This window comes from Antribacter sp. NEAU-D49 (genome assembly GCF_057158775.1).
On record NZ_JBXTSN010000013.1, the window covers coordinates 1 to 21221 of the forward strand.

A 21221-nucleotide genomic window follows, 5' to 3' on the forward strand; every position below is an offset into this window, starting at 1 on the left:
ACCCAGAAGGCGGACGAGGTGGACCAGATCGTGAACCAGGTCTCCTCGCAGGTCGAGTCCGTCTCGTGGAAGGGCCCGGACGCGGAGCGCTTCAAGAACGAGTGGAACAGCCAGCACAAGGTGGCGCTGAAGAAGGCTGCCGAGTCGCTGCGCGAGGCCGGCCGCAACGCGACCAAGAACGCTCAGATGCAGGAGCAGACCTCGAACCAGAGCTGACGCTCTGCATCGAGTCACGGACAGCCACCCCGCGCTGCGGGGTGGCTGTCCTGCGTACGGGAACCCGCGACCACTGGAGAGGATCTGACCGTTGGGGGAGTTCTACGGGGCCGACGTCGCGCAGCTGCGCGCGCTGGCGAAGTCGCTGGACCGGGCGGGGGAGAACCTCGCGTCGCTCGAGCGTGAGATCACCGGCGACGTCATGGCTGCACGCGCCTGGAAGGGGCCGGCCGCCGACGACTTCCGGCGCTCGTGGACGGCCCGCCACCGCCCGTCGCTCGCCGCGGCGTCGACCGGCCTCGACGATGCTGCGCACCGGCTGGCCCTGAACGCCGACGCGCAGGACCGTACCAGCAACACGTACGAGAGGGTCGGCGACCTCGCGCACCCGGCGCTGTGGGGGCCGTTCCCGCCTGACAGCGGTCTGGGCGTGCTGCACGCGGTCCACGGCACCATCTCGGACGGCAAGAAGTTCGTCACGAAGAGCGTCACGATGGCGAAGTGGGCCACGGCGTTCCGGGGGCTGCAGGCGGCTGCGGGTCTGGACGACGCGGCCCGGCTGGCCGCCACGGCCAACGTGTACAAGGCCGTCGGCGGCCTGCACGGCTACACCGCCGGCGCCCTGGGCGTGGCCGAGGAGTTCGGCAGGCTGGGCAAGCTGGGCCCGGTGTTCGGTGGCCTCGGGGGCGTCGCCTCGATCATCGGTGGCGTCAACCAGATGTTCAACACCCAGTACGACGGGGCGCGCGGCGTGGTCGACCGCGTGATGGGCGGGGTGTCGGTCGTCGGCGGTGCGGGTAGCATCGCGATCGCGCTCGGTGGCGCTGCTCTGCTCGGACCGGTCGGTGTAGGCATCGTGGTCGGCGCGGGCGTCGTCGCAGGCGCCTGGGCTCTCGGCAACGCGATCTACGACAACTGGGACGCGATCTCGGCGTTCAAGGACGACGCGGTCGGCGTCGTCACGGACGCCTTCGGCGAGGCCGTCGACCTCGCCGGGGACGCGGCCGGTGCGGTCAAGGACGTGGCCGGTGACGTGGCGGGCGCTGCCAAGGACGGGCTCAAGAAGGCCGGCGACTTCATCGGAGGATTGTTCTCATGACCAACGAGACCCTGCGCTTCTCGCGCGAGGACATCGAGGCTGCCCGGGAGGTGCTGGGCCGGGCCGTCGAGGGCAGTGCGACGCATGTCGTCACGCTCACGGACGAGCAGGTGGTCATCCTCGACGGCCTGCACGTCGAGCAGGTGGTCCCGACGCCCTGGCTGTCGCAGCAGGAGGGCGCGGACCTCGAGCTGGTCGGCAAGGTGGCGCTGCGTGCGCTCCTCTCGCAGGGGCTCGTGGTGCCGGAGGCGCGCGAGGGTGATACCGAGATCGGGCTCCGCGCCGCGACGGAGATCACCGGGCCGCTCGTCCTGCGGCGCACGGCCCAGACCGTCCTCGGGTTCGAGCGCACCACCTCGCTCGACGTGTCGTGGGCGTTCTGCTACGTGCACGACGGCACCACCGTGCTCGAGGAGGAGGTCGTGGACAGCGGTCACCACTCGTTCTCCGTGTACCCAGTCGCCCACCTCGCACAGCGGCTCGGCACCTACCTCGATCCCACGGGCGCGGCCGTGATGAGCGGCGTCCCGCGCACGCTGACCACGACCGAGCTGGAGCAGCAGCCGCTGCCCGAGCTCACCGAGGCCCTCGCAGTGACGCAGGTGTCGGTGGTCCGCAGCGGGAGCGACGTCCTCGACACGCAGACGGTGTACGCGGGGCCCCGCGGGGTCTTCGTGGTCAGGGGCGGGGAGCGCACCTCGGAGCACGAGGAGGCGACCCTGACGCTCACGGAGCTCGGCAAGGCGGCCGTCAGGTCCCTCCCGGTCAGCCTGGCCGCGGGGGAGCAGGCATGAGCCGGATGTGGCGCTCGCGCGCCTTCTGGATCGGGCTGGTCCTCGTCGTCGGCGGGGCTCTCGGCTGGTTCGCCGGGCAGGCCACCTACTCGGACGGGCTCGGGACCGGTGGCTTCCTCGCTCTGCTCGGCGGCCTCGCCGTCTGGGGCGGCAGGGTCTGGTACTACCTGACGGTCGCCACGGATGACCCGGTGCGCCGCCGCGACGAGGGGTGAGAGCGGTGCGGGCGACGTGCAGCCGGTGACGTATTTTCTCCGAGCAAACGTCTGACCTGGCCTTTTATGAGCCACGTTTCCGTATGGGGAGTAATACCCATACGGAAACGTGGCTCTTCTGCTTTTTCTTTGGTTCAGTTCTCCTGTCAACACACCGGTTGCCCTCAGGGGGCGGCTCTGATCGAGGGAGAACATCATGGCTGACGGCGGCATGTGGGGTCTGAACGTCTCGCAGGTTCGTGAGCTGGGTCAGCGTCTGACCCAGAAGGCGGACGAGGTGGACCAGATCGTGAACCAGGTCTCCTCGCAGGTCGAGTCCGTCTCGTGGAAGGGCCCGGACGCGGAGCGCTTCAAGAACGAGTGGAACAGCCAGCACAAGACGGCGCTGAAGAAGGCTGCCGAGTCGCTGCGCGAGGCCGGCCGCAACGCGACCAAGAACGCCCAGATGCAGGAGCAGACCTCCAACCAGAGCTGACCTGGTGATCCGGGGCGCGGGACCGGCAACCGGTCCCGCGCCCCGCTCAGGTCCGGGTCTGCCGACCCGGGCTCGACCGGCCGACTTCTTCCGAGGGGCGCAGATGAACGAGATGTACGGAGCCGATGTGGCGCAGCTCCGCGCCCTCGCCAAGAAGCTGGACGGAGCGAGCGAGGCCCTGGAGAGCGCGGCGCGGACGCTGGGCGACCAGATCACGGCGACGCGCGCGTGGAAGGGTCCCAACGCGGACCGGTTCCGCGCCGACTGGTCGGGTCAGCACCAGCCGGCGATCAAGACAGCCTCTCAGGGGCTGGCCGAGGCCGCCCGCGGCGCGGTACGGAACGCGGACGCCCAGGAGCGCACGAGCACCAGCTACGACGGTTCCGCCGGTGGCAACGGCCACAGCGGCGGTGGTGGTGGCGGTGGCGGCGGCGGGAGCCAGGGCGGCGACAGCGGGGCGGAGAAGCCGGGCGAGGAGAAGGACGACCCCTCGAAGATGCCGAAGGGCGCCGACCCGGACGACATCAAGAGGGGCCACCACTACGACGGTACCGAGGGTGACGACAAGGACCTCCCGGACGACCCGACCCCGGGCGACGGTGACCGCGACGACGACGGTGTCCCCGACACCGAGGACGACTCGGACCACGACGGCATCCCGGACGCCAACGAGGACAACCCGCACGACCCGACGCCGGGCGACGGTGACTCGGACAACGACGGGCGCCCGGACTCCAAGGACAACAAGGTCGAGACGAACGTCAAGATCGCCGAGGCCCAGGCCAGCGGGGTCGTGGGTGCCGAGGGCAAGGTCGAGGGCGAGTTCGGCGACAAGGACGGCCTCAACGGCTCCGGGCACGTGGGCGGCTGGGCCGGTGCACGAGGTGACGCGAACGCCGGCGTGAGCTACGGCGAGAACGGCCTCAAGGCCGAGGCCGGCGCGAACGTGGCCGTGGGTGCCGGCGGGGACGCGCACGGTGAGATCAACTACGGTGTGGTCGGGGCCGAGGGCAACGCCCAGGTGTTCGCCGGGGCTCGTGCGGGTGCCAACGGCTCGGTGTCGTTCGGTCCGGACGGCGTCGGTATGGACATGGGCGTCGAGGCCTTCGCGGGTGCGGAGGCGAGCGCCGACGGTTCGGTCAAGGTCTCCGGCGTCGGGGTGGGCGCCGAGGGCAACGTGTACGCCGGGATCGGTGCCAAGGCCAACATCGACGGCAACATCGGCTGGGAGAAGACCTCGATCGACGTCGACCTCGGCCTGGCGCTCGGCGTCGGCGCCGGTGGCTCCTTCAAGATCGACATCGAGCCCAAGAAGATCGTCGAGGACGTCAAGGACCTCTGGCCCTTCTGAGCTCGGCTGGCTGACGGACAACAGGACGGACGGATCTCATGACCACGGTCTCCTTCCCGAGCGCGGACTTCCCGGCGTTCCCGAGCGTGACGATGGACTGCCCGGACGGGTGGTCGCCCCTGCCCGCGCCGGCGGTACAGCTCGCCGTCGCCAAGGACGTGGTGCCGGGCGAGTTCCGGCCCAACGTCGTCGTGGTGATCTCGCGGCTCCAGGCCGGGCAGACCCTCGAAGCGGCGGTGGCCGAGGCCGCGGCGCGGCTCGAGCCGCTGCCCGGGTACGCCGAGATCGGGCGCGAGGAGCGGGAGATCAGCGGCTTCAAGGGCTTCCGGCTCGAGGCGGCCTGGCGCGACGAGCGCGTCGGGACCGTGACCCAGGCGGTGCGCCTCGCCGTGGTGGAGCAGGGGCCCGTGGCCGACCTGGTCCAGATCACGGGCACGTGCGCGGGAACGCAGGCGCGCGAGCTCTGGGGCCAGGTGCGGGCCGTGCAGGACAGCGTGGCGATCTCCGTCTGACCGGAGCGGACCGTGGGGCGAGGGCTTCTCAGCACCTGAGACGCCCCTGTTCGCAGCGCGAGACGTGAGGCACAGTAGGGGAACTGGGGGCCCGGTCGGTAAGGCGTACCTCACCTGGTCGATAGAATCGGCAGGGTCCCCGCGGCCCTCGGCTGCGTGCGGCGGTCGGGCGAGCCGACCCCGGGCCACCAGTCCTCGATCGGAAGGCGCACACTCAGTGAGCACCACTCGTCCCTTGCGCGTCGCCGTCGTCGGCGCCGGTCCTGCCGGCATCTACGCGGCCGACATCCTGTCCAAGACCGACCTCGACGTGAGCATCGACCTGTTCGAGCGGCTGCCCGCGCCGTTCGGCCTGGTCCGCTACGGCGTCGCTCCGGACCACCCGCGGATCAAGCAGATCATCGTCGCGCTCCACAAGGTGCTGTCGCGCGGAGACATCCGCCTGCTGGCGAACGTGGACTTCGGCGTGGACGTCAAGCTCGAGGACCTGCGGCAGTTCTACGACGCCGTGATCTTCTCCACCGGCTCCATCAAGGACGCCGAGCTCAACATCCCGGGCATCGACCTCGACGGCTCCTACGGTGCCGCCGACTTCGTCTCCTGGTACGACGGCCACCCGGACGTGCCGCGCACCTGGCCGCTGGAGCACAAGGAGGTCGCGGTGCTCGGCGCGGGCAACGTGGCGCTGGACGTCGCCCGCATCCTGGCGAAGCACGCGGACGACCTGCTGCCCACCGAGATCCCGGCCAACGTGTACGAGGCCCTCAAGGCCTCGCCGGTCACGGACGTGCACGTGTTCGCGCGCCGCGGCCCCGCTCAGGCCAAGTTCTCGCCCCTCGAGCTGCGTGAGCTCGGTCACGTCCCGGACGTGGACGTCATCGTCTATCCGGAGGACTTCGACTTCGACGAGGGCTCCGAGGCGGCGATCAACTCGTCCAACCAGACCAAGCAGGTCGTCAAGACCCTCGTGGACTGGACGCTGAAGGACCCCGCGCAGAACACGGCCTCCCGCCGCCTGCACCTGCACTTCCTGCACGCGCCCACCGAGGTGCTGGGCGAGGACGGCAAGGTCGTGGGCCTGCGGACCGAGCGCACGGCGCTCCAGGGCGACGGCACCGTCAAGGGCACCGGGGAGTTCCACGACTGGCCTGTCCAGGCTGTCTACCGCGCCGTGGGGTACTTCGGCTCGCCGCTGGCGGAGATCCCCTTCGACGAGGCCAAGGGCGTCATCACAAACCGCGAGGGCCGCGTCGTCGACCTGGACGGCGCGCAGGTCGAGGGCGTGTACGCGACCGGCTGGATCAAGCGCGGCCCGGTCGGCCTCATCGGCCACACCAAGTCGGACGCGTCCGAGACCGTCCGCCACCTGGTCGAGGACGTGACCGGGGTGGGTGACGGCGGCGACGTCGCGACGGGCGACCTCACCGGCGGCCGTACCGCTCCGCAGGGTGACCCGCAGGCCGTCACCGACTTCCTCGCCGAGCGGGGCGTCGAGGTCATCGAGTGGACCGGCTGGGAGCTGCTGGACGCGCACGAGCGCGGTCTCGGCGAGGCCGAGGGGCGCGAGCGCGTCAAGGTGGTGCCGCGCGAGGAGATGATCGCGATCGCGCGAGCCCGCGCCTGAGCTCACCGCCCTGGTGCCCGACGCCGGACGGGTCGCCTCCGTACAGGAGGCGACCCGTCCGGCGTCGGGCATCATGCGTCGTGGGGAGCTCGCCGGAACCGGACGACGCGCCGGGACGTTCCGGAGGGTGGAAAGGACTTCGATGCACCAGCACTACAACGGGCTCAAGACGGCGGCGCTGTTCGGCGTGATGTGGGCCGTCATCCTCGGGCTGTGGGCAGTGTTCGGCGCCCAGCGGAACCTGCTGCTCGTCTTCGTCCTGATCGGTCTCGGCACCACCGCCTACGGCTACTGGAACTCGGCCAAGCTGGCGATCCGGGCCATGCACGCCTATCCCGTGACCGAGCTGCAGGCGCCGGAGATGCACCGGATCGTGCGCGAGCTCTCCAACGCGGCACGGCAGCCCATGCCCAAGCTCTACATCTCGCCCACGCAGGCGCCCAACGCCTTCGCCACGGGCCGCAACCCGCAGAACGCGGCGGTCTGCTGCACCGAGGGCATCCTGCGGCTCCTCGACGAGCGCGAGCTGCGGGGCGTGCTCGGCCACGAGCTCATGCACGTGTACAACCGCGACATCCTGACGTCCTCGGTGGCGTCGGCGCTGGCGGGAGTGATCACGTCGGTGGCCCAGTTCCTCATGTTCTTCGGCGGTGACCGCCGCGAGGGCGGCAACCCGCTCGCGGCGCTGGCGATGGCCTTCCTGGCCCCGATCGCGGCGATGCTCATCCAGCTGGCGATCTCCCGCACGCGCGAGTACGACGCGGACGAGGACGGCGCCCGGCTCACGGGCGACCCGCTCGCGCTGGCCTCGGCGCTGCGCAAGCTGGAGCGGGGGACGCAGCTCGCGCCCCTGCCGCAGAACCGCGACCTCACCAACGTGTCGCACCTGATGATCGCCAACCCGTTCCGCGGCGCCGGCCTGGCCCGGCTCTTCGCGACGCACCCGCCCATGGCCGACCGCATCGCTCGGCTCGAGCGCATGGCGGGCGGGCCCGGGGCCGCGGGCCGCGGGTTCACCGGCCCGGAGGACGCGCCGGACTGGGGCACCCCGCCGCGCTGACCGCCCCTGCGCAGGCCGCCGTCGGCGGCCCACGCGAACGCGGACTACGGTTGTCCCAGACCCTGATCCCCGTACCGAAGAAGGAGCACGCCCATGGCCGACTCGTCGTTCGACATCGTCAGCAAGGTCGACCGCCAGGAGGTCGACAACGCCCTCAACCAGGCCTCCTAGGAGATCGCGCAGCGCTACGACTTCAAGAACGTCGGCGCGTCGATCACCTGGAGCGGCGAGGACATCCTCATGGTCGCGAACTCGCCGGAGCGCGTCCTCGCGATCCTCGACGTCTTCGAGACCAAGCTCGTCAAGCGTGGCATCTCGCTCAAGTCGATCGACGCGGGCGACAAGGAGCCCAAGGCCTCGGGCAAGGAGTACCGCCTCGCCGCCTCCGTGAAGGAGGGGCTGTCCAGCGAGAACGCCAAGAAGATCACCAAGATCATCCGCGACGAGGGCCCCAAGGGCGCCAAGACCCAGATCACCGGTGACGAGGTGCGCGTGTCCAGCAAGTCCCGCGACGACCTCCAGCAGGTCATCGCGCTGCTCAAGGGCGCCGACCTCGACGTGGCTCTGCAGTTCACGAACTACCGCTGACCCGGCTCACCGGCCGCGTACCGTGTGCGCCATGAGCACCATCCCGCGCCCCAAGGTGGTGGCGACCGACCTCGACGGCACCCTCCTGCGCGACGACGGCACCGTCTCCGCGCGCAGCCGGGCCGCCCTCGCGGCGGCGGAGGCCGCCGGGATCGAGGTCGTGTTCGTGACGGCTCGCCCGCCTCGCACGCTCGCCCGGCTCGCCGACCTCGTGGGTGGCCACGGGCACGCCATCTGCTTCGGCGGCGGCGCGGTCTGGGACCTCGCCACGGGCTGCGCGCTCGAGTCGTGGGGCTTCGGCGACGACGCGGTGCGTGCCCTGGCCGCCGGCCTGCGGGCCGCCATGCCGGACGTGGCGCTCGCGGTCGAGCGGGTCGACGGCGCGTCGTTCGACCCCCACTTCGTGGTGTCCCCGAGCTTCGAGGAGCCCGGGATGACCACGGAGCGCAGCGCCGCCCTGATCGAGGAGACGCTCGGTGGCGAGCCGGTGCTCAAGCTGCTCGCCCGGTCGGACACCACGGACCCGGTGCGCCTCCAGGAGGTCGCTGCGGCCGTCGCGGCGGACCGGGCGCACCTCGCCTACTCGGGCGCCGTCGGGCTCGCCGAGCTCATGCCGCCCGGGGTCACCAAGTCGGCCGCCCTGGCCGGCTGGTGCGCCCGGCTCGGGGTCGAGCCGGCAGACGTCTGGGCGTTCGGCGACATGCCCGTCGACCTGCCGATGCTGGAGTGGGCGGGCCGGGGCGTCGCCGTCGCCAACGCGCACCCGGACGTGCTCGCCCGGGTGCGCGACGTCGTCGGGTCCAACGAGGAGGACGGCGTGGCCGCGGCGATCGAGGCGGCGCTCGCCTGAGACCGTTGTGGGTATGGCTGTGGGGGGGGGGGCCGCGGGGGGGGACCCCCCCCCCCCACCCCCCACCCCCACCACGACGAGGTCAGGCGCGCGACGGGCGCGGCTGCGAGCGGGCGGCCCGCAGGCCGTCCACGGTAAGGATCACCAGGGCGACCCAGACGAGCGCGAAGCCTGCCCACCGCACAGGCGGCATGTGCTCGTGGAAGACGAGCACGCCGAACAGGAACTGCAGCGCCGGGCCCAGGTACTGGAGCATCCCCACCACGGAGAGCGGGAGCCGCCGGGCGGCGCCGCTGAACAGCAGCAGCGGGAGCGCGGTGATGATGCCCGACGACACCATGAGCAGCGCGTGGCCCGTCCCGTGGTTGCCGAACGCGCCGTCGGCCCCCAGCCAGACCAGGAACACCGCGGCGAACGGGGCGGCGACGGTGGTCTCGACCGCCAGGCCCGGCAGGGCCTGGACGGTGCGGCCCACGCGGTTCTTGACGAGCCCGTAGACCCCGAACGTGCAGGCCAGCGTGAGGGCGATCCACGGGAGGCCGCCCACTCCCAGCGAGATCACGACGACGGCCGCGGCGCCCGCGCCGACCGCGACCCACTGGGCCGGGCGCAGCCGCTCGCGCAGCACGAGCACCCCGAGGAGCACCGTGAGCACGGGGTTGAGGAAGTAGCCGAGAGCGGCGTCGAGGACCCGGTCGGTGAGCACGCCGTAGACGTAGACGGTCCAGTTGGCCACGATGAGCGCCGACGCCAGCGCGAGCGTGGCGAGGGTCCGCGGCGTGCGGAGCGCTGTCCAGTAGGCCCGCAGGTGCCGGGTCGCGGCCAGTCCCAGCAGGCAGAACAGCAGGCTCCACACGATGCGGTGCGCGATGATCTCGAAGGCGCCGGCCGGTTGCAGCAGCGGGAAGAACAGGGGCATGCCGCCCCAGATGAAGAAGGCGCCGATGCCGAGCGGCAGCCCCCAGCGGTCCGCGGTGCCCGACGGCGGAGCCTCCTTCGCGAGCGCGGTCGCGTCTGCCTGGGGCTCGGTGGGGGAGGGGATGCTCACCTCGTCACGATAGGTGCCCAGGACGACGACGGCGGACGGGCGCCTGACCGGCGGCTGTGTGGCGCTGGTCACGGCCCGGCGCCCGGATTCGATTTCGCCTCAGGGCGGTGGACGCGTTAATGTTGCACCCGCACCACGGCAGGTTGCCCGAGCGGCCAAAGGGATCTGACTGTAAATCAGACGCGTAAGCTTCGGGGGTTCGAATCCCTCACCTGCCACAGCCGGCCAGAGGCCCGGAACCACACGGTTCCGGGCCTCTCGCGTGTTCGGCGGCTGCGGAGCTCCAGGCCGTCCCGGGGCTGTCCAGGGGCGGTGCGGGCACCGTTCCCGGACGGGCTCCGGGCCGTCGTCCGCGGTGTGACGCAGGCCCTCCACATCCGATTTCACACGTGCCGCCGGACCGTGTAATGTTCTACCCGCTGCCCCGATAGCTCAGTCGGCAGAGCATCTCCATGGTAAGGAGAAGGTCAAGGGTTCGATTCCCTTTCGGGGCTCTGTGATCGGCGCGGGGCCGCCCCCTGGAACACGGGCGGGCGGCCTCGCGTTAGTCACGTGCGGCGGGGTAGCTCAGCTGGTCAGAGCGCACGACTCATAATCGTGAGGTCGCGGGTTCGAGCCCCGCCCTCGCTACCAAGCACATCCTTCACGGTCCAGCCTGCCTGGATCACCGTACGGCGGCCGGAGTCGTACGGCCCGAGACACACATGCGCCTCTCCGTGAGGCGCGAGAGGTGAGAACCATGGCAAGCAAGAGCGCCGACGTCCGCCCGAAGATCACGATGGCGTGCGTGGACTGCAAGGAGCGGAACTACATCACGAAGAAGAACCGCCGCAACGACCCCGATCGTCTCGAGCTGGCGAAGTTCTGCCCGCGCTGCGGCAAGCACACCGCGCACCGCGAGACCCGCTGATCCCGCTGCGGTAACAACTCTTCATACCGACGTGGCGAACACTCTGCCCGACCCCGGCTTCGCCGGGCGCGAGTACCCGGCGACGAGCCCGTACTCCGTAGGCCGCGAGAAGATTCGTGAGTTTGCCTCAGCCGTCGGTGCGGCCCACCCCGCGCACCACGATCTCGTGGCGGCGCGGGGTCTCGGCTATCCGGACCTGGTTGCGCCCGCCACCTTTGCGGTGGTCGTGGCGCAGCGCGCAGAGGCGCAGTACATCCAGGACCCGGCGGCCGGCATCGACTTCTCCCGCGTGGTCCATGCCGACGAGCGGTTCACGCACCACCGTCCCATCGTCGCCGGCGACGAGCTCGTGACGGTGCTGCACGTCGACTCCGTGGCGACGCGGGGGGCCATCTCGCTGGTCACCACCCGCTGCGAGATCTTCGCCGAGTCCGGAGACGGCGTGCGCGAGCCCGTCTCCACGGTCACCTCCACGCTCGCGGTCCGGGGTGAGGGCGCATGAGCACGCAGGAGACTGCGGTGCCGCGGCTCGCCGACGTGGCCGTCGGCGACGTGATCGGCACCCGCACCATCGAGCTGGACCGCTCCCGGCTGGTCCGCTACGCCGGTGCGAGCGGCGACTTCAACCCGATCCACTGGAACGACTCGTTCGCCGAGGGCGTGGGCCTGCCCGGCGTCATCGCGCACGGGATGCTGACCATGGGCTCCGCCGTGGGCCTGGTGGAGGACTGGGCGGGCGACCCGGGCGCCGTCGTCGACTACCGCACGCGCTTCACGCGGACCGTCACCGTCCCCAACCCCGGCACCGCGACCGTGGAGGTCACGGGCACGGTGGCCGTGGTAGACGCCGACGCGGGCACGGTCCGCATCGACCTGACCGTCGTGTCCGACGGCCAGGCCGTCCTGGGCCGCGCCCAGGTGCTGGTCCGCCTGTCCTGACTGTCCCGCGGGACGCCCCGCGGCCCGGCGCGCACGGCCGATCACCAGTTCGGCGTGGCCCCCGGCACGTTCTCCGGCAGCGGCAGGTCCGCCGGCCGCACCACGTAGGTGAGCCCCCGGGTCGACCTCTGCCAGACCCGCTCCAGGCTCGCGCGCGGGTACACGTCCCGCACCAGCCCGTCCGACGCCCGGTTGGGGTCGTTGACGATCGCGTCGCCGTCGGCGGTGAACCCCACCAGCACGAAGAGGTGCCCTTCGGTCGCGTACCCGGCCTCGGGCAGGTCCTCCTTCGCCCACGACCCGGAGAGCACGAGCGGGATCCCGGCCGCGATGAACCGCTCGGCCTCCGCGAGCGACCGCAGCCGGGTCACCAGGCCGAGGAGCCCGAAACGGTGCGCGTAGGCGGTGCTGAACGCCCAGTTCCCCGCCCCGCCGTACGCGTGGTCCCAGGTGCCCAGGGCGGCGTACGCGACCTGCGGGTGCGCCGCGGCGTCGATCCGTGCGAGCTCGTCGGCCGGGACCGCGTACGCAGGCCCGTAGAAGTCCTGCACCATCGTGACCGAGGTGGGAGAGCACCACACCGTCCCGCCCCCGCCGAAGGCCGGGTACTCGCCCGAGTGGACCAGCTGCGAGTACGCCGGCACACCGAGCTCCACGTGCCGGCCGAGCGTGAAGGCGCTCGTCGCGCCGGGCTCCGGCGATGGCCCCGTGGCCAGCAGGGAGAGCTGGCGCAGGTGTGGTGCGGCCGCCGAGCCCGACGGCCGGAACATCGTCACCCGCGCGCGGAGCGCCACGGGCTCTCGGCCCGCGCGGGCCACGTAGCTGTCGGTCGAGATGGCGGCGTCCTCGTCGTCCTGACCGGGCACGGACGCCCGGCGGATGTCGCCCGCCGCGTGGTCGCACCCCGAGGCCCAGCGCCCCAGGACGAACCACCGGGTCCACCGGTCGTCGGCCACGCGGCCCTGGAGCTCGACCTGGAGCCAGGTCCCGGGCGGGGTCCTCGCGTTCCACGACGGCACCGCCTCCCGGACGGCGTAGCCCGCCTCGACCACCGGGGACGTCCAGGTCCCCGCCTCGTACACCACGGGCGAGCCGTCGCCGTACGGGTCGGTGAACTCCACGGGGGCGCCTCCGCGCCCCAGGGCGACCCCGGCGTCGTCGGGCAGGAGGTGCTCCGCAGCCCCTCCGGTGAAGCCGTCAGGCCCGGCCCACGTGGTCAGCGTGATCATGGCGGGAACCTGCCAGAGAACGGACGATCCACGCGGAAGGCGCGCGGTGCTAAGGTCGGCATCGATCCCACGGGTGCCCTCGTAAGGGCTGAGATCGGGCTGTCACGGCCCGGGACCGTCGAACCTGACCGGTTAGCACCGGCGTAGGAAGCAGGAGTTCTCTCATGGAGACAGCACAGTCCCGCACGCTCGCGTACGAGCACGACACCGAGGCCGGCCTGCGGGTGCCGGTGACCGAGATCGCCCTCGCGCCGTCCCCGGACGGCACGCCCAACGGGCCGGTGCGGGTGTACCGCACCCAGGGTCCGGGGGCGGACCCCGTCCGCGGCCTCCCCGCGCTCCGGGAGCCGTGGGTGGTGGCCCGCGGTGACACGGAGGAGTACGAGGGCCGACGCCGCGACCTGGCCGACGACGGCCGAGGAGCCCTGCGCCGTGGTGCGGCGTCGGAGGAGTGGCAGGGGGTCCGACGTCGGCCGCGCCGGGCCGCCGAGGGCCGGACCGTCACCCAGATGCACTACGCCCGCCGGGGCGAGATCACGCCAGAGATGCGGTTCGTCGCCCTGCGCGAGAACTGTGACGTCGAGCTGGTGCGCAGCGAGGTCGCGGCGGGCCGGGCGATCATCCCCAACAACGTGAACCACCCCGAGTCCGAGCCGATGATCATCGGCAAGGCGTTCCTGGTGAAGATCAACGCCAACATCGGCAACTCGGCGGTGCACAGCTCCATCGCGGAGGAGGTCGAGAAGCTCGAGTGGGCCACCCGCTGGGGCGCCGACACGGTGATGGACCTGTCGACCGGCGACGACATCCACACCACCCGCGAGTGGATCCTGCGGAACTCGCCGGTGCCGATCGGCACCGTGCCGATCTACCAGGCGCTCGAGAAGGTGAACGGTGACGCGAGCGCGCTGACCTGGGAGGTCTACCGCGACACGGTGATCGAGCAGTGCGAGCAGGGCGTCGACTACATGACGGTGCACGCGGGCGTGCTGCTGCGCTACGTGCCTCTCACCGCGGACCGCGTGACGGGCATCGTGTCGCGCGGCGGCTCGATCATGGCGGGCTGGTGCCTGGCGCACCACCAGGAGAACTTCCTCTACACGCACTTCGACGAGCTGTGCGAGATCTTCGCCCGGTACGACGTCGCCTTCTCCCTGGGCGACGGCCTGCGGCCCGGGTCCCTCGCGGACGCCAACGACGCCGCGCAGTTCGCCGAGCTCGACACGCTGGCCGAGCTGACGAAGCGGGCCTGGGCGTACGACGTGCAGGTCATGGTCGAGGGCCCCGGCCATGTGCCGTTCCACCTGGTGCGGGAGAACGTCGAGCGGCAGCAGGAGCTGTGCGACGGCGCGCCGTTCTACACGCTCGGCCCGCTGGTGACCGACGTCGCCCCGGGGTACGACCACATCACCTCGGCCATCGGGGCCACGGAGATCGCGCGGTACGGCACCGCGATGCTCTGCTACGTCACGCCCAAGGAGCACCTCGGCCTGCCGGACCGGGAGGACGTCCGGACCGGGGTGGTGACCTACAAGATCGCGGCGCACGCGGCCGACGTCGCGAAGGGCCACCCGGGCGCGCGCGACCGGGACGACGCGCTCTCGAAGGCGCGGTTCGAGTTCCGCTGGCGGGACCAGTTCGCGCTGTCGCTCGACCCCGAGCGAGCCGAGGAGTACCACGACGAGACGCTGCCCGCCGAGGCGGCCAAGACCGCGCACTTCTGCTCGATGTGCGGTCCCAAGTTCTGCTCGATGCGCATCTCGCAGGACATCCGCTCGGAGTTCGGCGGCATGTCGGAGCAGGAGCAGATCGCCGGCATGGCCGAGCGCTCCGAGGCGTTCCGCGAGGCGGGGTCGAGCGTCTACCTGCCGGAGCCGCGCGTCCGCTCCTGACCCCTCCGTCTTCCCGCTGTGGGTATGGCTGTGGCGACAATTCCGGCCGGAATTGTCGCCCCCCGCGGGGCGGGGGGGGGGGTGCGGGTGGCGCTCATGGCGGCCCCCCCCCCCCCCCCACCCCAAACCCCACCGCGAGGGGTGGGGTCAGAGCTCCGGGACCGGGCCCGTCGTCGTGCCCTGTACCAGGCCCACCTCCAGCGTGACGGTCTCCGGCTCGTCGCCCGCGAGGAGAGCGATGACGGCGCGGCCCAGCGCCTTGCCCTTCTCGGTCAGCGGCTGGTGCACGCTGGTGAGGACGTCGGGGGAGAGCCACGGCAGGTCCAGGCCGTCGAACCCCGCGATGGAGACGTCCTCCGGGATGCGGAGCCCCAGCTCGCGGGCGGCGATGACCGCACCGGCGGCGAGGAGGTCGGAGTGCGCCACGATCGCCGTGGGCCGCTCCGACGAGGGCACCCACGCCCCGAGGATCTCCATGGCGGCGTCGCGACCGTGCTCCACGAGCGAGGCGGGCGTCTCCCACGACAGCACCGGCTCGATGACGTCGCGCACCCCGGACAGGCGGTTGCGGGTGGGCGTACGGTCCGCCTGCTCCAGGCGCTCGGGCGACACGGGGCCGGACCGCTCGTCACGGCCGAAGGGCAGCGCGATCTCGGCGATACGCGTGTGGCCGAGCTCGACGAGGTGCCGCACGGCCTCGGCCGCGCCCCGGCGGTCGTCGATGGCGACCAGCGGCGCGCCGGGCACGGCATGGCCCTCGCCGATCACCACGGGCACACCGCGGCGCTGCAGCGCCGCGACGTTGGGGTCGTCGGTGAGCGCGCCCCACACGAGCACCGCCACGTCCATCGCCGCCGCCTCGACCAGCGGGTCGACGGCGGGCGGCAGACCCACGGTCTCGAGCCCCGCGAGCTGCAGCGACCCCTGCGGCGTGCCGGGGACGAGGAGGACGCCGAGACCCTGCTCGCCGATCGTCGACACGAGGCCGTGGAGCACCTGGACCGACACCGGGTCACGGAACGAGCGGCCCAGCTGGTCCCCGATCAGGACCCCCACGATCCCCGAGCGGCCCGACCGGAGCTGGCGGCCCAGCGGGTTGGGGCCCGAGTACTCGAGGTCGCGTGCCGCCTGCAGCACCCGCTCGCGGGTCTCGGCGGTGATGGGCCCGGCGCCGGAGAAGGCGAGCGACGCCGTGGACACGGACACGCCTGCCAGCTCGGCTACCTTGGCCAGGGTCGGGCGGCTCCCGCGTTCTCGGCTCATCGAGGCTCCTCGGTGGCGTCGTCTCGGCGGCCGCCGGAATCCGCTGGACCGCACGCTGGTTGTCGTGTGTGCTGGCTGTCGAATCGTTGCGCGCCTCGTCGGCGACGGCGCGCCCGCCAGCGTACCCGCACGTCGGGCCGCTCGCCCTGAACCACGAGGAGTTTTGTGCCTATCACCCCCGGTGCTGCCACCAGCGCCGTTCCCCGGTCCGCGACGGCGGCCGCCCGTGCCGTGTTCGCCGTCTTCGCCGCGAGCGGCTTCGGCTTCGCGAGCTGGGCGTCCCGGTTGCCGGCCGTGCGCGACGGCCTGACCTTCGGCGAGGGGGAGATGGGGCTGCTACTCCTCACCGGGGCCATCGGCTCCGTGATCGCCATCCCGCTGTCGGGACTGGTGGTCGAGCGCCTCGGCACGTCCCGCACCGTGGTGGTCTTCGCCCTGATCTTCACCGTCGGGGTCGCGGTCGCGGCGTTCGGCGTGCACTCCGGCGACCACCTCGCCGTCCGGGCAGGTCTCGTGGTGTTCGGGGTGGGCGCCGGCGTCTGGGACGCCGGCATGAACCTGGAGGGCGCGGCGGTGGAGCAGCGGCTCGGCCGCGCCGTCATGCCGGTCTTCCACGCCGGCTTCTCCTTCGGCACCGTCCTCGGCGCGGGCGTCGGTGCGCTCGCGGCGCGCTTCGCGCTGCCCGTCGAGTGGCACGTACCCGCGGCCGGTGTCGTTGCTCTTCTCACTGTCGTGGTCTCCGTCCGGTTCTTCCTGCCCGAGCCTGCGCCCGACGCCGCCCGCCCGCCCCAGGTGCAGCCCGTCGCCGACGCGGCGGCGCACCGTGCGGCTCCCGACCTGCAGGCCGACCCGGCTGCTACCGCCCTGATCAGCGCCCCCACGGACGCGACCGGGCCGGACGAGCGACCTGCATCGGGCGGCACCGGGCCCCAGGGCGCTCGCGGCCTGCTCGCGGCGTGGCGGGAACCCCGCACCCTTGCGGTGGGCCTCGTGGTGCTGGGCGCGGCCCTGACCGAGGGCGTGGCGAACGACTGGGTGGGGCTGGCGGTCGTGGACGGCTTCCACGTGCCCGACTCCGTGGGGGCGATCGGCCTGGCGGTGTTCCTCACCGCGATGACGACGGCTCGCCTCCTCGGCACGCGGGCCATCGACCGGTTCGGCCGGGTAGTGACGCTGCGGGTCTCCGCGGTGCTCGCGATCGTCGGCGTCGCGGTCTTCGCGCTCGTGCCGTCGCTCTGGGTGGCGCTCGTGGGCGTGGCGCTCTGGGGTGCGGGTGCGGCCCTCGGGTTCCCCGTCGGCATGAGCGCGGCGTCGGACGACCCGGCTCGGGCGGCGATGCGGGTCGCGGTGGCGTCGACCATCGGGTATTCGGCGTTCTTCGTCGGCCCGCCGCTCATCGGGTTCCTGGCCGACCTCACGGGCTACCGCCTCGCCGTGCTCGTGCTGGCTCTTCCGGTGGCGCTCGGCCTCGTGGCGGCCGGGGCTGTACGGCCCCTCGCCACTGCGGCGGGCTCGGCGCGCTGACGTTGCCGTCGTAGCGCAGACGAGAACAACACTGTGCAGGCAACCGACAGCGGTTGCCTGCACAGTGTTGTTCTCACTGCCCTCGTCTGCTCGGCTACGCTGCCGCGCAGGTGGCGGTCAGCCCCGAGGAGCTGCCGCTGCCGAGGAACCCGGCCGTGGCCGTGCCCCCTGCCTGCAGGCTGCCGTTCCACTGGACGTTGGCAATGGTGTTACCGCCGGAGACGGTCCCGTTCCAGGCCTGCGTGATCGTGGCGCCGGGGACGGTGACCCGCCAGCCGTTGATCGGGGCGGAGCCGGCCGTCACGCGGACCTCAGCCTGGTAGCCACCGCTCCACGAGTTCGTCACGACCACGGCGGCCGTGCACTGCCCGGTACCCGGCGTGGGCGTCGGGGTCGGGGTCGGGGTCGGCGTCGGCGTGGGGGTCGGGGTGGGCGTGGGGGTGGGCGTGGGCGTGGGCGTCGGGGTCGGCGTCGATCCGGTGCCGCCGATGTTGATGTCCGAGCACAGGTAGTACGGCTGGTCGAGGTGGCTGGCCTGCCAGATCGTGAACAGGACCGCACGGCCGCTGCGGCCCGCGAGGTTCACGTCGGTGACGTACGGCGACGTCGTCGGGTAGCGGCCGGTCTCCTTGACCAGGTCGAGGTCGTCCCAGCCCAGCGCCTCGCGCGTCGGGTCGAAGCCCGCCTTGGAGACGTAGATCCGCAGGTAGTCGGCGCCGTGGTTGGCACCGTCGGTGAGCGTCAGGCGGAACTGCTGCGCCACGTTCTTGGCGACCCAGGCGCCCGGGGTGTCGAGGGAGGCGTAGAGGCCGCCCTGCGTCCGGCCGCCCGAGCAGAGCTGGCCGTTCGGGATGACCTGCTCGTGCCGGCCGCCCACACCCTCACGGAAGAGGCCGTTCCAGTTCCACATGGTGTTGGGGTTGGCCTGCCAGGCCTGCCAGCACATCGGGTCCGTCTGGGCCATGGTGGGGTTCATGTGGTCGTCGCCCCAGCGCTCCCAGCAACCGTAGTTACGGGTGGGCGGGTCGGTGACTGAACCGTGGGCCGTGGCCGTCGGCGCAGCGACGGTCATGGCCAGGAAAGGGGCCAGCACCGCCACCGACAGGGCGGCGGCGAGATTGCGTAGTCGCGTGCGGGTGGACATGACGTTCCTCCAGGGTGATCGTGCTTTCGGGGGTGCAGCACCTCACTGTGGAGACCCTCCTCCCGGGTGAAAACCGTCCGAACCGTTTAGGCTCCGGAACAGCTCTCGACACCCCGATCGAAGGACACGCCGGTCATGTGCAGAACATCGGCAGACCTCACCCGCTCCATGTCGAGAATGTGCACAAGGTCTTGGCGTTCGGTAGATAGGCTTGCAGGGTGAGGCTTTACCCGTCGCAGACCGTCGTCCCCAGTCTCGCCGACCTGACCACCCTCCGGGTCGGTGGGCCGGCCGCTTCCTTCGTCGAGGCGGCCGCGGAGGAAGAGCTCGTCGCCGCAGTTCAGGAGGCTGACGACGAGGGTGTGCCCCTGCTCGTGGTGGGAGGCGGCTCCAACCTGCTCGTGGCCGACGAGGGCTTCGACGGCGTGGTCGTCCGCGACGCCCGGTCGGGCATCACGGTCGAGTCGACGGACTCGTGCGGCGGTGCCGTCGTGTCCGCTCCGGCGGGTCAGAACTGGGACGAGCTGGTGGAGCGCGCCGTCGGCGAGGGCTGGGTGGGCGTCGAGTCGCTGTCCGGCATCCCGGGCACGGTGGGCGCCGTGCCGGTCCAGAACGTGGGGGCGTACGGCCAGGAGGTCGCGGGCGTGATCGCCACGGTGCGCACCTGGGACCGGGCGGAGCGGCGCAAGCGGACGTTCAGCGTCGGCGAGCTCGACTTCGGGTACCGCACCTCGCTGCTGAAGCGCTCGATGCACGTGGCGGCGCGGTCGGTGGACCCGCAGGCCCCCTGGTACCCGTCACCGCGCTACGTGGTGCTCGAGGTGCAGTTCCAGTTCCGCCTGGGCTCGATGTCGGCGCCCGTGGGTTACTCCGAGCTGGCGCGCCGCCTCGGCGTCGAGGTGGGTCAGAAGGCGCCGTCGGCGGACGTGCGTGAGGCGGTGCTCGCGCTGCGCGCCGGCAAGGGCATGCTGCTCGACAAGCCTGCCCCGGGCGGCGAGCCGGATCACGACCGGTGGAACTCCGGCTCGTTCTTCACCAACCCGGTCGTGCCGGTCGAACACATGGACCTGCTGCCGGCCGAGGCGCCCCGCTACCCGGTGCGCTCAGCGCTGCCCGCCACGTCGACCGGACCCGCGCTCGGCGCGGTGGATCCCGCCCTGGTCAAGACGAGCGCCGCGTGGCTCATCGAGCACGCCGGCTTCGGCAAGGGCTTCGGCCTGGCGGGCGAGCGCAGTCCCGCGCGCCTGTCGACCAAGCACACCCTCGCGATGACGAACCGCGGAGGCGCCCGGGCCGAGGACGTCGTCGCCCTCGCACGTGCCGTGCGCGACGGCGTGCGCGACCGGTTCGGCGTCACGCTGGTCCCCGAGACGGTCCTCGTGGGCGTCACGCTCTGACGAGCACGGTCCTGTGGCCCGGGCTGGGCCCAGAGGTCAGGGCCCTTGGTGGGTCAGTAGACGATGACAGTGGTGCCCTGCGGGGCACCCCACGAATCCCAGATCCAGTTCATCGCGGCGTTCGACACCCGGATGCACCCGTGCGACGCGGGGTGCGGCGGGATGGACCCGGACCCGTGCACCGCGATGCCGCCGGTGAAGAACTTGGGCCGCCACATGTCGCCCAGCTCGAGGCTCGACGAGTGCATCCCGTCCACCTGCCGGCCTACGGCGAACGTGCCGCGCGGCGTGGAGGCCCGGTAGCTGCGCCCCTGCGCCTCGAACCTCTCCCCGTTGCCTGATGACGCGTTGATGACGCGCACCACCTGGCCGTTCTCGACGGCGAGCAGGAGCTGGCGCTCGAGGTCGATCTCGATCACCTTGCCCTGGGACGTCCGGGCCTGCGGCCGGACGCCCTGGTCGAGCGCGGCCTGCGTCTGCGGCCCGACGACGCCGTCGCGGTACAGGCCGGCGGCCTTCTGGAGCGCCCAGACCGCCTGCTGGGTGTTGTGCCCGAAGTCGCCGTCCACGTCGGTGATGAAGTACCCGAGGTCGGCGAGCCGCTGCTGCAGCGCGGCGACCCGTTCGCCCTGGGCACCGGAGGCGAGGTCCGCCGGCGGCTCGGGCGCGGGCGGGGGCGCCGCCTCGGGCGGCGGCGTGGAGGCGGCCGGGCTCGGCGTGGGGGTTGCCTCGGGCGTGGGGGTGTCCGACGGCGTCGGGCTCGCCTCCGGCGTCGGCGTCGCCTCGGGGGTGGTCTCACTGGGCGAGGGCTCCGGCGACGGGCTCGTGCTCGGCTCGCCGGTGGGGCTCGCGGACGGCGAGACGGTCGCGGTCGGGCTCTGACCGCCTGCCTCGGGCGTCCCGCTGCCGCAGGCGGCGAGCAGCCCTGCGCTCACCGCCACGGCGCTCATCGCACCGATCGCGCGCAGCGCGCCCGGAGCTCGTCGTGCGTCCCTCATGTCCGTCCCCTCACACAGTCGTCCCCGCGAGGTCGCGCCTGCCGGCGCGTCCCTGCTCCCCTGTGTCTAACAGACGCACGGCGCGCCGAAGCC

The 21221-nt window shown here is 72.1% G+C and carries 21 protein-coding genes, 3 tRNA genes, 1 pseudogene and 1 riboswitch; of the genes and pseudogenes, 20 read left to right on the forward strand and 5 right to left on the reverse strand.

Features of this window, described 5'->3' with window-relative positions; translation table 11 throughout:
• The 11 genes and pseudogenes from AC060K_RS11465 to AC060K_RS11515 form a co-directional block, all read left to right on the forward strand.
• Nucleotides 1-216, forward strand: a 216-nt coding sequence (locus AC060K_RS11465) for a hypothetical protein (RefSeq protein ID WP_483765559.1), incomplete at its 5' end; no start/stop codon positions are given.
• 91 nt (nucleotides 217-307) lie between these two features.
• Nucleotides 308-1315 carry a WXG100 family type VII secretion target gene (locus AC060K_RS11470; RefSeq protein WP_483765560.1) on the forward strand — a complete coding sequence of 336 codons (1008 nt, stop codon included), beginning with the start codon at nucleotides 308-310 and terminating at the stop codon, nucleotides 1313-1315.
• On the forward strand, nucleotides 1312-2109 hold the full coding sequence (locus tag AC060K_RS11475; RefSeq protein ID WP_483765561.1) for a hypothetical protein: 798 nt from the start codon (nucleotides 1312-1314) through the stop codon (nucleotides 2107-2109). Before AC060K_RS11470 ends, AC060K_RS11475 begins: the two co-directional genes overlap by 4 nt.
• Nucleotides 2106-2324: a hypothetical protein gene (locus AC060K_RS11480; protein WP_483765562.1), complete on the forward strand. Its 219-nt coding sequence runs from the start codon at nucleotides 2106-2108 to the stop codon at nucleotides 2322-2324. Before AC060K_RS11475 ends, AC060K_RS11480 begins: the two co-directional genes overlap by 4 nt.
• 196 nt (nucleotides 2325-2520) lie before the next feature.
• On the forward strand, nucleotides 2521-2799 hold the full coding sequence (locus tag AC060K_RS11485) for a WXG100 family type VII secretion target (protein ID WP_483765563.1): 279 nt from the start codon (nucleotides 2521-2523) through the stop codon (nucleotides 2797-2799).
• 103 nt (nucleotides 2800-2902) lie between these two features.
• Complete coding sequence (locus AC060K_RS11490) at nucleotides 2903-4150, forward strand: WXG100 family type VII secretion target (RefSeq protein WP_483765564.1); 1248 nt, start codon at nucleotides 2903-2905, stop codon at nucleotides 4148-4150.
• A gap of 38 nt (nucleotides 4151-4188) precedes the next feature.
• Nucleotides 4189-4662: an LpqN/LpqT family lipoprotein gene (locus AC060K_RS11495; protein WP_483765565.1), complete on the forward strand. Its 474-nt coding sequence runs from the start codon at nucleotides 4189-4191 to the stop codon at nucleotides 4660-4662.
• Between the two features lie 217 nt (nucleotides 4663-4879).
• Nucleotides 4880-6286 (forward strand): FAD-dependent oxidoreductase, encoded by a 1407-nt coding sequence (locus AC060K_RS11500; protein WP_483765566.1) that lies wholly within the window; start codon nucleotides 4880-4882, stop codon nucleotides 6284-6286.
• 142 nt (nucleotides 6287-6428) lie between these two features.
• Nucleotides 6429-7346 carry a zinc metalloprotease HtpX gene (gene htpX, locus AC060K_RS11505; protein ID WP_483765567.1) on the forward strand — a complete coding sequence of 306 codons (918 nt, stop codon included), beginning with the start codon at nucleotides 6429-6431 and terminating at the stop codon, nucleotides 7344-7346.
• A 93-nt stretch (nucleotides 7347-7439) separates the two neighbouring features.
• Nucleotides 7440-7934 (forward strand): annotated as a pseudogene (locus AC060K_RS11510) (YajQ family cyclic di-GMP-binding protein).
• A 31-nt stretch (nucleotides 7935-7965) separates the two neighbouring features.
• Nucleotides 7966-8784, forward strand: a complete 819-nt coding sequence (locus AC060K_RS11515; protein WP_483765568.1) for an HAD family hydrolase — start codon at nucleotides 7966-7968, stop codon at nucleotides 8782-8784.
• Nucleotides 8785-8866: 82 nt separating this feature from the next.
• On the opposite strand, the gene rarD is transcribed toward AC060K_RS11515, so the two are convergent.
• Nucleotides 8867-9826: an EamA family transporter RarD gene (rarD, locus tag AC060K_RS11520; protein WP_483765675.1), complete on the reverse strand. Its 960-nt coding sequence runs from the start codon at nucleotides 9824-9826 to the stop codon at nucleotides 8867-8869.
• 143 nt (nucleotides 9827-9969) lie between these two features.
• Here rarD and AC060K_RS11525 point away from each other — a divergent pair.
• The 6 genes from AC060K_RS11525 (at nucleotide 9970) to AC060K_RS11550 (ending at nucleotide 11681) form a co-directional block, all read left to right on the forward strand.
• A tRNA-Tyr gene (locus tag AC060K_RS11525) sits at nucleotides 9970-10050 on the forward strand.
• Between the two features lie 203 nt (nucleotides 10051-10253).
• A tRNA-Thr gene (locus AC060K_RS11530) sits at nucleotides 10254-10326 on the forward strand.
• A 62-nt stretch (nucleotides 10327-10388) separates the two neighbouring features.
• Nucleotides 10389-10465 (forward strand) — tRNA-Met (locus tag AC060K_RS11535).
• A gap of 106 nt (nucleotides 10466-10571) precedes the next feature.
• Nucleotides 10572-10742 (forward strand): 50S ribosomal protein L33, encoded by a 171-nt coding sequence (rpmG, locus tag AC060K_RS11540; protein ID WP_125773515.1) that lies wholly within the window; start codon nucleotides 10572-10574, stop codon nucleotides 10740-10742.
• Between the two features lie 31 nt (nucleotides 10743-10773).
• Nucleotides 10774-11244 carry an FAS1-like dehydratase domain-containing protein gene (locus tag AC060K_RS11545; protein WP_483765569.1) on the forward strand — a complete coding sequence of 157 codons (471 nt, stop codon included), beginning with the start codon at nucleotides 10774-10776 and terminating at the stop codon, nucleotides 11242-11244.
• Entirely contained in the window at nucleotides 11241-11681 is a 441-nt protein-coding gene (locus AC060K_RS11550; protein ID WP_483765570.1) for a MaoC family dehydratase, read from the forward strand. The genes AC060K_RS11545 and AC060K_RS11550 overlap by 4 nt, the downstream gene beginning before the upstream one ends.
• Nucleotides 11682-11722: 41 nt before the next feature.
• Here AC060K_RS11550 and AC060K_RS11555 read toward each other — a convergent pair whose 3' ends face one another.
• The gene (locus tag AC060K_RS11555) at nucleotides 11723-12910 is read right to left on the reverse strand and encodes a C39 family peptidase (protein ID WP_483765571.1); all 1188 of its coding nucleotides are present in this window, start codon (nucleotides 12908-12910) and stop codon (nucleotides 11723-11725) included.
• A gap of 61 nt (nucleotides 12911-12971) precedes the next feature.
• Nucleotides 12972-13077, forward strand: a riboswitch (TPP riboswitch).
• Here AC060K_RS11555 and thiC point away from each other — a divergent pair.
• The gene (gene thiC, locus AC060K_RS11560) at nucleotides 13075-14802 is read left to right on the forward strand and encodes a phosphomethylpyrimidine synthase ThiC (RefSeq protein WP_483765572.1); all 1728 of its coding nucleotides are present in this window, start codon (nucleotides 13075-13077) and stop codon (nucleotides 14800-14802) included. Its footprint overlaps the riboswitch before it by 3 nt.
• A gap of 147 nt (nucleotides 14803-14949) precedes the next feature.
• Here thiC and AC060K_RS11565 read toward each other — a convergent pair whose 3' ends face one another.
• On the reverse strand, nucleotides 14950-16065 hold the full coding sequence (locus AC060K_RS11565; protein ID WP_483765573.1) for a LacI family DNA-binding transcriptional regulator: 1116 nt from the start codon (nucleotides 16063-16065) through the stop codon (nucleotides 14950-14952).
• A 165-nt stretch (nucleotides 16066-16230) separates the two neighbouring features.
• Here AC060K_RS11565 and AC060K_RS11570 point away from each other — a divergent pair, with 165 nt between their 5' ends.
• Complete coding sequence (locus AC060K_RS11570) at nucleotides 16231-17589, forward strand: MFS transporter (protein ID WP_483765574.1); 1359 nt, start codon at nucleotides 16231-16233, stop codon at nucleotides 17587-17589.
• Between the two features lie 94 nt (nucleotides 17590-17683).
• On the opposite strand, the gene AC060K_RS11575 is transcribed toward AC060K_RS11570, so the two are convergent.
• Entirely contained in the window at nucleotides 17684-18733 is a 1050-nt protein-coding gene (locus AC060K_RS11575; RefSeq protein ID WP_483765575.1) for a lytic polysaccharide monooxygenase auxiliary activity family 9 protein, read from the reverse strand.
• Between the two features lie 218 nt (nucleotides 18734-18951).
• Here AC060K_RS11575 and AC060K_RS11580 point away from each other — a divergent pair, with 218 nt between their 5' ends.
• Nucleotides 18952-20130, forward strand: coding sequence for a UDP-N-acetylmuramate dehydrogenase (locus AC060K_RS11580; protein ID WP_483765576.1), 1179 nt, complete (start codon nucleotides 18952-18954; stop codon nucleotides 20128-20130).
• Nucleotides 20131-20183: 53 nt separating this feature from the next.
• Here AC060K_RS11580 and AC060K_RS11585 read toward each other — a convergent pair whose 3' ends face one another.
• Nucleotides 20184-21128, reverse strand: coding sequence for a L,D-transpeptidase family protein (locus tag AC060K_RS11585; protein ID WP_483765577.1), 945 nt, complete (start codon nucleotides 21126-21128; stop codon nucleotides 20184-20186).
• Between the last annotated feature and the right edge of the window lie 93 nt (nucleotides 21129-21221).